Origin of the sequence: Lysobacter sp. OAE881 (assembly GCF_040546665.1) — a bacterium.
In the GTDB taxonomy this organism is placed as follows: Bacteria; Pseudomonadota; Gammaproteobacteria; order Xanthomonadales; family Xanthomonadaceae; genus Lysobacter_J; species Lysobacter_J soli.
In genome coordinates, this window is sequence record NZ_JBEPOG010000001.1 from 307088 (window position 1) to 320986 (window position 13899).

Below are 13899 nucleotides of genomic sequence, written 5' to 3' on the forward strand. Positions count from 1 at the left end.
TGTTCACGCCGCTTGGCGCGTTCAGTCAGGGCGAACCGGACTCGACCGTGGGGTGCGGGCGTTTGCGGCGCCGGGTTTCGAACAGCGCGTAGCCGGCGACGGCGACTATCAGCGGTCCCAGGTAATAGCAGGCGCGATGCGCCAGCAGCGCGGCGAGCATCTGCGGTTGCGGAACCTGATGGCCGAGCAGCGCGATGAACACGGCTTCCTGGACGCCGATGCCGGCCGGGATGTGCGCGATGGCCGACGCGACCGCCGCCACGAGCAGCGCCCCGAGCACATCGGCATACGCGACGCCGTCTGGCATCAGCACGAACACCAGCGCGGCCATCAGCGCCCAGTTGGTCGCGGCCAGCGCGAGCTGCAGCAGCGCCAGCGGCAGGGACGGCAGGCGGAAGTGGTGGCCTCGCACGTGATAGACGCGCCCATGCGTGACGTGCGAGGCCACCAGGTACACGGCCACCGCGGCGAGCATCGCCGCGCCCAGCCACGGCAGGCGCTCGCCGGTGACCGGCCAGTTCGGCGGCGGGCGCACGCGGCCGGAGGCGAACAGCGCGCCGGCCAGCAGCAGGTAGCCCATCCAGTTCGTGCCGATGGCGAAGGCGACAATGCGGCTGATCGTCCCGAGGCCCAGTCCGGCCTGCGAATAGATGCGGTAGCGGAAGCCCGCGCCGCCGAACAGCGCGCCGACGTTCAGGCTGAACGCGTACGCGAGCATCGCGATGCCCATCACCTTCGGCGTCGGCAGATCGTGCCGCGCGTAGCGGCGCCCGGCGAGGTCGTACGCCGAATAGAGCAGGTAGCTGGCGACGGTCAGGCCGATCGCGATCGCCAGCGTGCCCGGCCCGTAGCCGGCGAGCGTCGCTCCCACCTGCGCCCAGTCGACCGATCGCGCGTACCGCACCAGCAGCACCGCAACCAGCGCGAGGAAGACGTAGAAGGCGACGCGCCGGATCTTCCGCCAGCGCTGGCGCGAAACGGTCACGACGGGGCGTCCGCGTCGTCCGGCGGACGTACCAGCGTGGTGGCCGGCTTGTGCGCGGGCAGCCAGCCGGCCCACTGCGGGAAGTTGCGCAGCACGTGGAACAGCACCGGCCGCGTCAGCGGTTGCCAGAAGCGCCCGCGCGGCACGCTGTCGGGTTCGATCGCCTTGCAGTGGTCGTCGATGAGCTTGCCCAGCCGTCCGCGCAGGTCGCGCGCGAATTCCGTGTCGCGGATGAAGACATTGGCTTCGAGGTTCAGCGACAGGCTCAGCGGGTCGAGGTTGCTCGAACCCACGGTGCTCCATTCCCCGTCGATCACTGCGACCTTGCCGTGGAAGGGGCGCTCGCAGTACTCGAAGATGTGCACGCCGGCATCGACCAGGTACCGGTACAGCCAGCGGGCGGCGATGAGCGCCATCGGCGTGTCCGGTTCGCCCTGGAAGATCAGCTGCACCTTCACCCCGCGCCGCGCCGCCGCACGCAGGTCGCGCAGGAAACCGTAGCCGGGGAAGAAGTACGCGTTGGCGATCACGATCTCGCGCTTCGCGTCGCGGAACGCCTGCCGGTACGCATGCTCGATGGCGCGCGAACGCCGGCCGTTGTCGCGCGGCAGGAAGCACACGTCGGCCGGTCCTTCGGACTTGCGCGAGGCCGCTTCGTTGCCCGGCTCCCACCGCTCGCCGGTGCCGCGCGTCACCATCGCCCGTCGCAGGAACGACACGATGTCGGCCACCACCGGCCCCTGCACTTCCACCGCGTAGTCCTGCTTGGCGGTCGGGCCGAAGTCGGCGAGATGATCGGCCGAATAGTTGATGCCGCCGACGAAGGCGAGCGTCTCGTCGATCGCCACCAGCTTGCGGTGCATGCGACGGAATACATTCAGGCGGATGCCCATCAGCGTCGGCTGGCGGTCGTACATGCGCAGCTGCACGCCGGCGGTGGTCAGTTCCTGGAGGAAGTCATCGGACAGGTCGGGCGATCCGAAGGCGTCCACGAGGAAATGCACGCGCACGCCGCGCTGCGCGGCCGCGACGAGGCGCTCCTTCAGCGCGAGGCCGACCTTGTCCTCGAACCAGATGAAGGTTTCCAGCAGCACCTCGCGCTGCGCGGCGTCGATGGCCTCGAACACGCGCGCGAAGTAGTCCTCGCCGTTCTCCAGCAGCCGCACGCGATGGCCGTGCCGCCAGCAGGTGTCGATGGCGCGCGTGAGCCTCACAGCGCGATCCTCGCCAGCAGCGGCACGTGGTCGGACAGGTGCGACCACGGCCGCGAGGACAGCACGCGTGCTTCGGTCACGCGTGCATGTCGCAGGTAGATGCGGTCCACCGGCAGCGTCGGACAGCGCGACGGGAACGTGCGCGCCACGCGGCCGTGCGCGTGCTCGAAGGCTTCGACCAGCCCGCAGCGGCGCAGCAGGCGATGGCCGCGCGCGCGCCAGTCGTTGAAATCGCCGGCGACGATGAGCGGCGCCTCGTGCGGTATCTGCGTGGAAATCACGTCGCACAGCAGTCCGATCTGTTTCTGGCGGTGCGATTCGCGCAGGCCCAGGTGCACGCAGATCGTGTGCACGTCGACCTCGTGTCCGTCGCCGCGCGTGTCCGGCACGCGCACGATGGCGTGCAGCAGGCCGCGCTGCTCGTGGCCGCGCACCGACACATCGCGGTTTTCGTGCGAGGCGATCGGAAACTTCGACAGCAGGGCATTGCCGTGATGGCCATGCGGATACACGGCGTTGCGGCCGTAGGCGAACTGGGTCCAGAGCGAATCGGCGAGGAACTCGTACTGCGGACCGGCCGGCCAGTCCGCGTGGCGCCGCGCGTGGTGCGCGTGCTCGCCGAGCACTTCCTGCAGGAACACCATGTCGGCCGACACGCCGCGGATCGCTTCGCGCAATTCGGGCAGCACGAACCTGCGATTGAGCAGGCTGAAGCCCATGTGCATGTTGACGGTCAGGACGTTGATCGAGGTCATGCAGCGACGTGTCGTCGGAGTGGCCTGCATTCTGCCGACGGCTCGTGCGATGGGGCGTGAGGGTGGCGCGTGGCGGGTGTGGACGGAATGTGTGCGCGCACCGTCGCGAACATCGCGCATCACCAGCCGCGTGCGAGATCGCGCGTGATCTCCGCCGCCGGCGCCGCACGGCAGCCGGTGGTGTTCTGTCCGGCCCATAAAGGCGAGAAGTCGCCGCGTCCCATCGCCTCGGCCTTGCCGCGCAACGGAGCCAGCGCGCCGGCCGCAAGCGGGAAGGCCGGGACGTCGCCGCGCATGTCGCCCAGCTCGCGCATCAACCGGTTGCGTATGCCGCGCGCGGGGCGACCGGTGAAGAGGTTGGTCAGTGCCGTGTCGCCGCCGGCGTCGGCGGTGAGTGCCTGGCGATGCACCGCGCTGGTGGTCGCCTCCGGGCACAGCAGGTACGCCGTGCCGACCTGCACGCCCGCCGCGCCGAGCGCGCGTGCCGCCGCGACGCCGGCCGCGTCCGCGATGCCGCCCGCCGCGATGACCGGCACACGCACCGCGCGCACGATCTGCGGCAGCAACGCGAACGTGCCCGCCTGCGCGTCGAGGTCGTCGGACAGGAAATGCCCGCGATGCCCGCCGGCCTCGAGTCCCTGCGCGATGATCGCGTCCACGCCCTGCGCATCGAGCCAGCGCGCTTCGTCCAGCGTCGTCGCCGACGACAACACCTTCGCGCCGGTCGCGCGCACGCGTTCGAGCAGGTCCGGTGCCGGCAGGCCGAAGTGGAAGCTGACGATCGCCGGCGGCAATTCGGCGAGCACGTCCGCGAGCTCGTGGTTGAACGGCGTCCGCGCCGGGCCGGCGACCACCGCGGCCGGATCGAGGCCGAACTCCGCGTAGTACGGCGCGAGCAACGCGCGCCATGCGGCTTCGCGTTCGGTGTCGGGTTCGCGCGGCGCGTGGCAGAAGAAGTTGACGTTGATCGGGCCGGCGCTGCGTTCGCGGATCGCCGCGAGGTCGCGCCGTAACGCTTCGGGCGTCAGCGTGGCGGCCGGCAGCGAGCCGAGCCCGCCGGCCTGCGACACCGCCAGCGCGAGCGATGCGCCCTGCACGCCGGCCATCGGCGCCTGCACGACGGGGAGGGAAAGGCCGAACAGGTCGGTGATCGATGTCATGGCATCACTCTAGAAGGGAGCCGTGGCTGGCGATATTGGTCGCTGGCGACGAGCGGGCGCCGCCCGCCGCCCGTGTCGGGTTTCCTCCGACTTGCGCTTCCGGTTTCCCTGACTGCGGCTCAGGGCGGGTCGCGGCAAACTGAACAGGCCCCGGCGCCGAGGCCGATCCTCTTCCCCTCGGATCTTCCCCTCCGAACTTTTCGGTCGGCTGCCCAAACCGGCGCCGGGGTCAAACCGCTCCACGGCGGTCATGTCGACAGCAGCGGGGGCGGGTCTTCGTCCTGTTCGCGATAGCTCTCTCCGGTCAGCGCCATCGCCGCGGCCAGCTGTTTCACCGCCTCGCACTGCGCCGCGCCGTCTTCGACCTGCCAGAGCGCTTCTAGTCCATCGACGTGGGTCAGGCGCAGCACGCAGGCGCGGCTTCCGGGGAATGGACCGGTGGCCTCGATCCGCCAGCCCGGCGGCAGGGTCTGGGTTCGGGTATCCATGCAGCGGACGCTACCGCTCCGGACGATAGGCGCGCGTGAGGCGGGCCGGCGCGACACGACAGGACCGCTCCGGCACGGGGAGGCGGCGACGCGACGCGGTATGGTGGCGGCCCTCGAAGCTGCCCACGCCCCGATGTCCACCACCGACGTTTCCCCGGCCGCCGCGCCGCAACTGGGCCATGCCCTCAAGCCGCGCCAGCTGATCATGATGGGCCTGGGCAGCGCGATCGGCGCCGGCCTGTTCCTCGGTTCGGGTGTCGGCGTGCAGGCGGCGGGACCGGCGGTGCTGATCTCGTACCTGGTCGCCGGCGCGCTGGTGATCATCGTGATGAACGCGCTCGGCGAAATGGCCGCCGCGAAACCCGCGAGCGGCGCGTTCTCGGTGTACGCCGCCGACGCGATGGGCGCGACCGCCGGCGCTACCGTCGGCTGGCTGTGGTGGGCGCAGCTGGTGATCGTCATCGCCGCCGAGTCCGTCGGCGCCGCCGGGCTGCTCGCGACGGTCTGGCCGCAGATCCCGGTGCCGCTGTCCTCGCTGACCTTCATGCTCGTGTTCACCGCCATCAACCTGATGGGCGTGCGCAACTTCGGCGAGTTCGAGTTCTGGTTCGCCATCCTGAAGGTCGTCGCGATCCTGCTCTTCATCGTCATCGGCGCGGCGTTGCTGCTCGGCCTGCTGCCGGGCGTGGCCTCGCCGGGCTTGTCGAACGTCACCGGCCACGGCGGCTTCGCGCCGAAGGGCTGGGCGGGCATCGGCGCGGCGTTGCTGGTGGTGGTGTTCGCGTTCGGCGGCACGGAGATCGTCGCCGTTGCGGCGGCGGAAACCTCCGACCCGTCGCGCAGCCTCGCGCGTGCGATCCGCACCGTCGCCTGGCGCATCCTCGTGTTCTACATCGGTTCGATCAGCGTGATCATCGCCGTCGTGCCGTGGACCAGCGAATCGCTGCGCTCGCCGTTCGCGGCAGTGCTGGAGGTTGCGCGTATTCCGTACGCATCCACGACGATCACGCTCATCGCCGTGATCGCGCTGCTCTCGGCGCTCAACGCCAATCTCTACGGCGCCTCGCGCATGATCTTCTCGCTCGCGCAGCGCGAGGAGGCGCCGCGCTGGCTCGCGCGGGTCAACCGCCGACAGGTGCCGGTGATCGCGGTGCTGTCGTGCGTCGTGTTCGGTTTCGTCGCGACGGTGTTCGAGCTGTGGTACCCGAACCGCGTGCTGCCGGTGCTGCTCAACATCGTCGGCTCGACCTGCCTGCTGGTGTGGACGATCTCGCTGGTGTCGCAGCTGATCCTGCGCCGGCGCGCCGATCGCGCGGGGTCGCCGCTGCCGTTCCGCATGCGCGGCTTCCCGTGGCTTACGGTGTCCGCGCTGGCGATCCTCGCGTTGATCTTCGCGCTGCTGGTGTCGTCAGCCGAAACGCGCGGCCAGTTCCTGTCGATGGCCGCGCTCACCGCCGGCATTGCGCTGGCGAGCGAACTGGCGCGCCGCTATCGCAACAGCAAGCGCGCGCAATAAAAAAGCGCGCGACGGGGTGAACCGTCGCGCGCTGCCGCGGCGTGCACGGGAGGGGTTGTACACGCCTTTGCCCGACTACTCCGTCAGTTCTCGTACGCCGATTCGCCGTGCGAGGTGATGTCCAGGCCCTCGCGTTCGGACTCCTCGCTCACGCGCAGGCCCACCGTGTACTTCACGATGAGGAAGGAGATCAGCGCGACCACGCCCGATACCACCACCGTCACCAGCACGCCCTGCAGCTGGATCCACACCTGCGAGGCGATGCTGTATTCCGGTAGCGCGGTCTCGGTGACGTAATCCCAGATGCCCGCGCCGCCGAGCGACGGCGAGGCGAACACGCCGGTGAGCAGCGCGCCGAGGATGCCGCCGACGCCGTGCACGCCGAACACGTCGAGCGCGTCGTCCGCGCCGAGCAGGCGCTTGAGGCCGTTGACGCCCCACAGGCAGACCGCGCCGGCGAGCGCGCCGATGATGATCGCGCCGCACAGGCCGACGAAGCCGGCCGCCGGCGTGATCGCCACCAGTCCGGCGACCGCGCCCGACGCCGCACCGAGCATCGACGGCTTGCCCTTGCTGAGCCATTCCACCGCCGTCCATCCCAGCACCGCCGCCGCCGTGGCGAGGAAGGTGTTGACGAAGGCCTGCGCGGCCACGGCATTGGCTTCCAGCGCGGAGCCGGCGTTGAAGCCGAACCAGCCGACCCACAGGATCGACGCGCCGACCATCGTCTGCGTCAGGTTGTGCGGCTTGATCGCTTCGCGACCGTAGCCCACGCGCTTGCCGATCACGTACGAGCCGACCAGGCCGGCGACCGCGGCGTTGATATGCACCACCGTGCCGCCGGCGAAGTCCAGCGCGCCGCGTGCGAACAGAAAGCCCGACTGCGCGAGCACGCCCGGCACCGCATCGTTGCTGGTGAACGCATCGGGGCCGGGGAAGAACCACACCATGTGCGCCATCGGCGTGTAGGCGAAGGTGAACCACAGCACCGTGAACACCAGCACGCCGGCGAACTTCACGCGTTCGGCGAACGCACCGATGATCAGCGCGCAGGTGATGCATGCGAACGCGCCCTGGAACACGAAGAACACCAGTTCGGGAATGTAGACGCCCTTGGTGAACGTCGCGCCCATCGCAGTGGCGTCGAGTCCTTTCGCGAACACGCGATCGAAGCCGCCGATGAACGCGTTGCCCGGCGTGAACGCGAGCGAATAGCCGTACAGCGCCCACAGGATCGCGACGAGCGAGAACACGATCAGCGTCTGGATCAGCACCGACAGCACGTTCTTGCTTCGCACCAGGCCGCCGTAGAACAGCGCGAGGCCGGGCAGCGTCATGAAGATCACGAGCGCGGCGCAGACCAGCAGCCACGCGACGTCGCCCTTGTTAGCGACGGGCGCGGCTGCGGCGGCGTCCTGTGCGAGGGCGAGGGCGGGCGTGGCGAGTGCGAGCAGTGCGGTGATTGCGAGTGAGGGCTTGCGGAACATCGTGACAGCGCGTTCGCGTTCGGCATCGCCGAATGCGCCCATGCCGTCGTCCCCGCGAAGGCGGAGATCCATCTGTGAATGCATCACGGTCGGGTTTCCTTCTTTCGTCGAGGTTGCGGCAATCGGGTCGATGGAGTCCCGCCTTCGCGGGAACGATGGCTGCGAAGCGGACGCGGTTCGCGTGGCGGGATCGAGGACGGTCGTCATGGCGTCACCTCACAACGCATCGTCGTCGAGCTCGCCGGTGCGGATGCGCACCGTGCGCTCGAGCGATTGCACGAAGATCTTTCCGTCGCCGACCTTGCCGGTGCGCGCGGCGTTGGCGAGCGCTTCGAGTGCCGCCTCCAGCGAGCTTTCCGCGACGGCGCATTCCACCTTGAGCTTGGGCAGGAAATCGACGACGTATTCGGCGCCGCGGTACAGCTCGGTGTGGCCCTTCTGCCGCCCAAAGCCTTTGACTTCGGTGACGGTGATGCCGGACACGCCGACTTCGGTGAGCGCTTCGCGCACCTCGTCGAGCTTGAACGGCCGGATGATCGCGGTGATCAGTTTCATCTCGCAGCTCCGTGGTGGATAGGCTTCAGTTGCGTCGAATCAGAACGTCTTAGTCAGCGTGAGCACCACCGTGTCCTCGCCCAGGAAGTTGCCGTGGACGTTGGTGTAGAGCGCTTCTTCCGCGTCGGTGTCGGTGTAGGCGAGCGCGATGGCGAAGCCGCCATCGAAGGACTTGGTGACGCCGAGCTTCCAGTCGACGTACTCGAAGTCCTCGTTGTTCTCGATCCACTGCTTGCCGGCGTGCGCGTTGAGCGTCCACGTCGGCACGAATTCCCAGTTCACCGCGGCATCGAGATAGCCGGAACCATCCGAATCGGCGTAGCCGAACAGGTCGGTGAGGGCATAGGAGTACTTGGCCGCGAACACGCCGGCGCTGATGCCGAAATAGAGTTCGGCCGTGTCCGGGCTGTTGAAGCCGGAGGGATAGTCGCCGGGATACCAGTAGTACAGCGCGCCGACGTCGAAGCCGACGGTGTCGTTGAACTTGCCGCGATAACCGCCGTAGAAGTCGAGTTCGACGCTGTTGGAGATGTCGTTGTCGGGCACGGGCGTGTCCGACAGCCAGCTGACGTTGCTGCCCCAGCTGCCGACATAGAAGCCGCTGTCGTCGGCGTATTCGACGCCCGCCTGCAATGCGGGTTCCTGGTTGTTCTGCGAAATGCCGCGGAAGATGTAGTCGCTGGTCAGCGCGACCGAACCGGACACGCCGGCGATCGCGTCAGCGGGCAGGGCGAGCGTAAGCGCGCCGGCCAGCACGACGGTGGCGAACGTTGAAGCGTTCTTGCTTGCATGGATGCGAGACGACATGACGCAGGCTCCTCATAAGCGGTGGCCCCTCCCCGGTCATTGCGATTCGTGCTCTTCAACGTCGGGCGATTCGTCGGTGCCCGGGTTGTCGTTGGAACGCACTCGCCTTGCGGCGGGCACGTGCCCGTCGTTTGTTCACCTCGTCGGTTGTCGTGCGTGGTGGAGCGGAGTTACGGCCGTTGAACGGCCCGCGTCATGAAGACGCTGTTCGGATCACTCACGTAGTCCGCGAACGGACCGCAGGATTCGAATCCGTAGCGCGCATACAGCGCGCGCGCCGGCTCGAAGCCCTGCATCGAGCCTGTTTCCAGGCTCAGCTGCGTGTACGCGCGACGCTGCGCTTCGTCGAGGATGTGCTCCAGCATCGCGGCCGCGACCCCCTTGCGGCGGTGCCGCGATGCGGTGCGCATCGACTTGATCTCGCCATGCGCGGCATCGAGCTGTTTCAGCGCGCCGCAGCCCATCAGTTCATCGTCCTGCCACGCCGACCAGAACGTGATCTGCGGCGTGCGCAGCGCATCGAGGTCGAGCGCGTGGATGCTTTCCGGCGGAGACAGCTGCGCCATCGACTGCAGGTGTTCCTGCAGCAGCGAGGCGACAGCGGGATGGTCAAGACCGCCGGTGCGGATCTCCATCGCGAACCTCCGTGGGAGAGGGACTTCGAACTGCGTGCTGCGAATTGCGTACTGCGGACCGAACACGGCCCGGAGCGTTCGCCCCGGGCCGTTTGCTACGTCAGATCGTGTAGTACATCTGGTATTCGAGCGGATGCGTCGCCGCGCGGAAGCGCGTGACTTCCTGCATCTTCAGCGCGATGTAGCTGTCGATGAAGTCGTCGGTGAACACGCCGCCGGCCTTGAGGAAGTCGCGATCCTTGTCGAGCGCTTCCAGCGCCTGGTCCAGGCTGTGGCAGACGGTCGGGATGTTCTTCTCTTCTTCCGGCGGCAGGTCGTACAGGTCCTTATCAGACGGCGCGCCCGGATCGATCTGGTTCTTGATGCCGTCGAGGCCGGCCATCATCAGCGCGGCGAAGGTCAGGTAGCCGGAGTTCATCGGATCCGGGAAGCGGATCTCGATGCGGCGTGCCTTCGGGTTGGCGACGTACGGAATGCGGCACGAGGCCGAACGGTTGCGCGCCGAGTAGGCGAGCATCACCGGGGCTTCAAAGCCCGGCACCAGGCGCTTGTAGCTGTTGGTGGTCGAGTTGGCGAACGCGTTGATCGCACGGGCGTGCTTGAAGATGCCGCCGATGTACCACAGCGCGGTCTGCGACAGGCCGCCGTAGCCGTCGCCGGAGAACAGGTTCACGCCGCCCTTGGCCAGCGACTGGTGCACGTGCATGCCGCTGCCGTTGTCGCCGACGATCGGCTTGGGCATGAAGGTGACGGTCTTGCCGTTGCGGTGCGCGACGTTCTTGATGACGTACTTCATCGTCATCAGTTCGTCGGCCTTCTTCACCAGCGAGTTGAACTTGGTGCCGATCTCGCACTGGCCGGCGTTGGCGACTTCGTGGTGGTGCACTTCCACTTCCTGGCCGACCAGTTCCAGCGTCTTGCACATCTCGGCGCGCAGGTCGTGCAGCGAATCCAGCGGCGCGACGGGGAAGTAGCCGCCCTTCACCATCGGACGGTAGCCGGTGTTGCCGCCGTCGTATTCACGGCCGGAGTTCCAGTGGGCTTCTTCCGAGTCCACGTGGAAGAACGTGTGGCCCATGTCGTTGGCGAAGCGGACCGAGTCGAAGATGAAGAACTCCGGCTCCGGACCGAAGAAGGCCTGGTCGGCGATGCCGCTGGCCTTGAGGAAGGCTTCGGCGCGCTTGGCCACGCCGCGCGGGTCGCGCGTGTAGGCCTGCATGGTCGCCGGGTCGAGGATGTCGCAGGTCAGCACCAGCGTCGGGTCGGCGGTGAACGGGTCCAGGAACGCGGTGCTCGCGTCGGGCAGCAGCACCATGTCGGACTCGTTGATGCCCTTCCAGCCGGAGATCGACGAACCGTCGAACATCTTGCCGTCCTCGAACAGGCTCGGTTCGATGATCGACTTGGGGAAGGTCACGTGGTGCTGCACGCCGCGCATGTCGACGAAGCGCAGGTCGATGAACTCGACCTTGTGGTCCTTGATGAGCTTTTCGATGTGGTCGATCGACATGGGTGGTGCTCCGGGATTCGTGATTCAGGATTCGGGATTGGAAAAAGCCGGCCGCAGGGCGGTGACGGGATACTCAAAGCACAGGCCGTGCCAACTTTTTCACACGCGTAACGCTTTGATTGGATTGAATCTGGCGGCAGGGCAGCTCGTGAATTGCACCAGAACGGTGCGGTCCGCGTGACGATTGCGTCAACGTGGTGCGTCCACCCCCGTCCGGTATGCTGCCCCGCTTCGAGCCGACATGCCATGACGCCCGTGGCGGTTGCGCATCACGACTCCCGACCCACGAATCCGGCTTTCCAAGACATGACCGAACTGCTCGCCGCCCTGCTCCTCGGCATCATCGAAGGCATCACCGAGTTCCTCCCGATCTCCAGCACCGGCCACCTGCTCATCGCCGAGCGCTGGCTCGGCCACCGCAGCGATCTGTTCAACATCTCCATCCAGGCCGGCGCGATCCTCGCGGTGGTGCTGATCTACCGCCAGCGCCTGTGGGACCTGGCGATGGGCTTCCTCGGCAAGCGCGCGATGGCCGAGCACAGCCCGGCCGGCATGCCGATGGATGCGGCCGAAGCGCGCGATTACGCCTTCAAGCTGGCAGCGGCCTTCGGCATCACGGCGGTGCTGGGCGTGATCGTGAAGAAGCTTGGCTTCGAACTGCCGGACGAAGTCACGCCGATCGCGTGGGCGCTGGTCATCGGCGGCGTGTGGATGATCGCGGCGGAGCATTTCGCGGCCAAGCGTGCGGCGGTCCTCGGCGAGCGCGCGAAGATCACCTGGACGGTGGCGATCCTGGTCGGCATCGCGCAGGTGGTGGCGGGCGTGTTCCCGGGCACGTCGCGTTCGGGCGCGACGATCTTCGTGGCGCTGCTGGCCGGCACCACCTCGCGTGCGGCGGCGACGGAATTCGCGTTCCTGGTCGGCATCCCGACGATGTTCGCCGCCACCGGCTACGAACTGATCGACGTGATCCACAGCGGCGAGGCGGCGAACGAGGACTGGGCGGCGCTGGCCGTGGCGTTCGTCGCGTCGGCGATCACCGCCTTCATCTCGGTCAAGTGGCTGCTGCGCTACATCCAGAGCCATCGTTTCACCGCGTTCGCGATCTATCGCTTCATCCTCGGCGCGGCGCTGCTGTTCCTCGTGCCGACGGGTAGCTGACGGATTCCCTGAACGGGGCATGTTTTCGTCGCGAGACGATTTCACCCCGTTGTAAGCGCCGGTCCGTTTCCATGGGTCGCCTTTTCAGGAGCGGCCCCATGAAACGACTCACTTTGTTGACCCTGACCGTCGCGCTGGCGGCCTGCGCGCGCGCGCCGCAGGAACCGTCGGCGTCGCCCGCCGCCACGCCCACGGCGTCCACGCCCGCCGCGCCTGCGGCACCGGCAGCGGCGATCGACACAGCCGTCCTCGGCGGCCATCACTGGCGGCTCGACAACGCGGCCGATGCGAAAGGCAAGCGCATCGATGCGCTCTTCGTGCGCGCCGACAAACCGGTGACGGTGGATTTCGCCGACGGCCGCATCGCCGTATCGAACACCTGCAACCGCATGATGGGCAGCTACACGCTCGATGGCGCGAAGCTCACCATCGGCGACATGGCCTCCACGATGATGGCCTGCGTCGACGACAAGCTGATGGCGCTGGACCGCGCGGTCGGCGAGCGCCTGCGCGGCGCGCAGACGGCGTCGATCCAGCGCGGCGCGACGCCGATGCTGTCGCTCACCGGCGCAGGCGGCGAGGTGCTCACCTTCCGCGGCGAACCGACGGCACAGACGCGCTTCGGCGGGCCGGGGGAGACGGTGTTCCTCGAAGTCGCGGCGCAGCCGAAGCCGTGCAACCACCCGCTCATTCCCGACAAGCAGTGCCTGCAGGTGCGCGAAGTGCACTTCGACGAAAAGGGCCTGCGCACCGGCACCCCGGGCGAGTGGCAGCCGCTGTACCAGGACATCGAAGGTTTCGAGCATGTCGCCGGCACGCGCAACGTCGTGCGCGTGAAGCGCTACGCGATCCAGAATCCGCCGGCCGATGCGCCATCGACGGCGTACGTGCTGGACATGGTGGTCGAGAGCGACACGAGGCCCTGAGGCTGGGCGCTCAGCCCGGGTGCGCTGCGCTCACCCGGGCTGCAACAGCATCGTCTCCGGCGTTCAGCCCTTGACCGACGGGTTGAGCGAATACGTTCCGTAGATCGCGACCTCATCGAGCACGTGCCCGTGCATCGCGCGCAGGACGTCCTTCGCGGTGAAGCGCTCGGACAGTTGCAGGCGTTCGACGTCGAGCGCGTACAGGCGGAAGAAATAACGGTGCAGGCGCAGGTCGTTCGGCGGCGGGAACGGGCCGTCGTAGCCGTGCCAGTCGCCGGACATCGACGCATCGCCCGCGAACCACCCGGTGTAGTCGTTCAGTCCCTGGCGCGAGCCGGTCGGACCGGCCGGCTCCTGCTTGCCGTGGGCGACGACACCATCGCTGCAGCTGCCGGCCGCGATCTCGCGAACGTCGGCGGGAATGTCGACCAGGACCCAGTGCGTGAAGTCGGCGCGCGGCTGGTCGGCGGGAATCTGCACGCCTTCCTTGCCGACCATCTCGGCGACCGTCGGTACGTCCGGATCGATGCACAGCAGTGCGAACGACTTCGTGCCGGCGGGCACGTCGTCCCACGCCAGGTGCGGATTGCGGTTCGGCGCGAAGCCGAAGCCGTCGGCGGTGGCCTGCCCGGCGGCGAACTCGGCCGGGAGGCGTTCGCGATGCTGGAAGCTGTTGCTGCGGATCTGCATGGGGCGTTCC

14 protein-coding genes are annotated in these 13899 nt (G+C 68.0%); 3 read left to right on the plus strand and 11 right to left on the minus strand.

Annotated features, from left to right (window positions below; translation table 11 throughout):
* Positions 1–25 precede the first annotated feature (25 nt).
* The 5 genes from ABIE51_RS01405 to ABIE51_RS01425 all read right to left on the minus strand — a co-directional run bounded on the left by ABIE51_RS01405 (position 26) and on the right by ABIE51_RS01425 (position 4602).
* Positions 26–985: a lysylphosphatidylglycerol synthase transmembrane domain-containing protein gene (locus tag ABIE51_RS01405; RefSeq protein ID WP_354503194.1), complete on the minus strand. Its 960-nt coding sequence runs from the start codon at positions 983–985 to the stop codon at positions 26–28.
* Positions 982–2199: a cardiolipin synthase ClsB gene (gene clsB / locus ABIE51_RS01410; protein WP_192631958.1), complete on the minus strand. Its 1218-nt coding sequence runs from the start codon at positions 2197–2199 to the stop codon at positions 982–984. The genes ABIE51_RS01405 and clsB overlap by 4 nt, the downstream gene beginning before the upstream one ends.
* Complete coding sequence (locus tag ABIE51_RS01415; protein WP_192631959.1) at positions 2196–2954, minus strand: endonuclease/exonuclease/phosphatase family protein; 759 nt, start codon at positions 2952–2954, stop codon at positions 2196–2198. The genes clsB and ABIE51_RS01415 overlap by 4 nt, the downstream gene beginning before the upstream one ends.
* 119 nt (positions 2955–3073) lie before the next feature.
* The gene (locus tag ABIE51_RS01420; protein ID WP_192631960.1) at positions 3074–4114 is read right to left on the minus strand and encodes an NAD(P)H-dependent flavin oxidoreductase; all 1041 of its coding nucleotides are present in this window, start codon (positions 4112–4114) and stop codon (positions 3074–3076) included.
* Positions 4115–4362: 248 nt separating this feature from the next.
* A complete protein-coding gene (locus ABIE51_RS01425; protein WP_115842815.1) occupies positions 4363–4602 on the minus strand; it encodes a hypothetical protein in 240 nt (79 codons plus the stop codon).
* A 133-nt stretch (positions 4603–4735) separates the two neighbouring features.
* Here ABIE51_RS01425 and ABIE51_RS01430 point away from each other — a divergent pair, with 133 nt between their 5' ends.
* Positions 4736–6118 carry an amino acid permease gene (locus tag ABIE51_RS01430; protein WP_192631961.1) on the plus strand — a complete coding sequence of 461 codons (1383 nt, stop codon included), beginning with the start codon at positions 4736–4738 and terminating at the stop codon, positions 6116–6118.
* Between the two features lie 83 nt (positions 6119–6201).
* On the opposite strand, the gene ABIE51_RS01435 is transcribed toward ABIE51_RS01430, so the two are convergent.
* The 5 genes from ABIE51_RS01435 to glnA form a co-directional block, all read right to left on the minus strand.
* Complete coding sequence (locus tag ABIE51_RS01435; RefSeq protein WP_192631962.1) at positions 6202–7677, minus strand: ammonium transporter; 1476 nt, start codon at positions 7675–7677, stop codon at positions 6202–6204.
* Positions 7678–7821: 144 nt separating this feature from the next.
* Positions 7822–8160, minus strand: a complete 339-nt coding sequence (locus ABIE51_RS01440) for a P-II family nitrogen regulator (protein WP_115842812.1) — start codon at positions 8158–8160, stop codon at positions 7822–7824.
* Between the two features lie 39 nt (positions 8161–8199).
* Positions 8200–8967 carry a TorF family putative porin gene (locus ABIE51_RS01445; protein WP_157028885.1) on the minus strand — a complete coding sequence of 256 codons (768 nt, stop codon included), beginning with the start codon at positions 8965–8967 and terminating at the stop codon, positions 8200–8202.
* A 170-nt stretch (positions 8968–9137) separates the two neighbouring features.
* Positions 9138–9602, minus strand: coding sequence for a GNAT family N-acetyltransferase (locus ABIE51_RS01450; protein WP_192631963.1), 465 nt, complete (start codon positions 9600–9602; stop codon positions 9138–9140).
* Positions 9603–9702: 100 nt separating this feature from the next.
* Positions 9703–11112, minus strand: coding sequence for a type I glutamate--ammonia ligase (gene glnA, locus ABIE51_RS01455; protein WP_115842809.1), 1410 nt, complete (start codon positions 11110–11112; stop codon positions 9703–9705).
* Between the two features lie 306 nt (positions 11113–11418).
* On the opposite strand from glnA, the gene ABIE51_RS01460 reads away from it, so the two are divergent.
* Positions 11419–12273, plus strand: a complete 855-nt coding sequence (locus tag ABIE51_RS01460; protein ID WP_115842808.1) for an undecaprenyl-diphosphate phosphatase — start codon at positions 11419–11421, stop codon at positions 12271–12273.
* Between the two features lie 98 nt (positions 12274–12371).
* On the plus strand, positions 12372–13199 hold the full coding sequence (locus tag ABIE51_RS01465) for an META domain-containing protein (protein WP_192631964.1): 828 nt from the start codon (positions 12372–12374) through the stop codon (positions 13197–13199).
* Between the two features lie 63 nt (positions 13200–13262).
* Here the strand turns inward: ABIE51_RS01465 and ABIE51_RS01470 are convergent, their stop codons facing one another.
* Positions 13263–13889, minus strand: a complete 627-nt coding sequence (locus tag ABIE51_RS01470; protein WP_192631965.1) for a YbhB/YbcL family Raf kinase inhibitor-like protein — start codon at positions 13887–13889, stop codon at positions 13263–13265.
* Between the last annotated feature and the right edge of the window lie 10 nt (positions 13890–13899).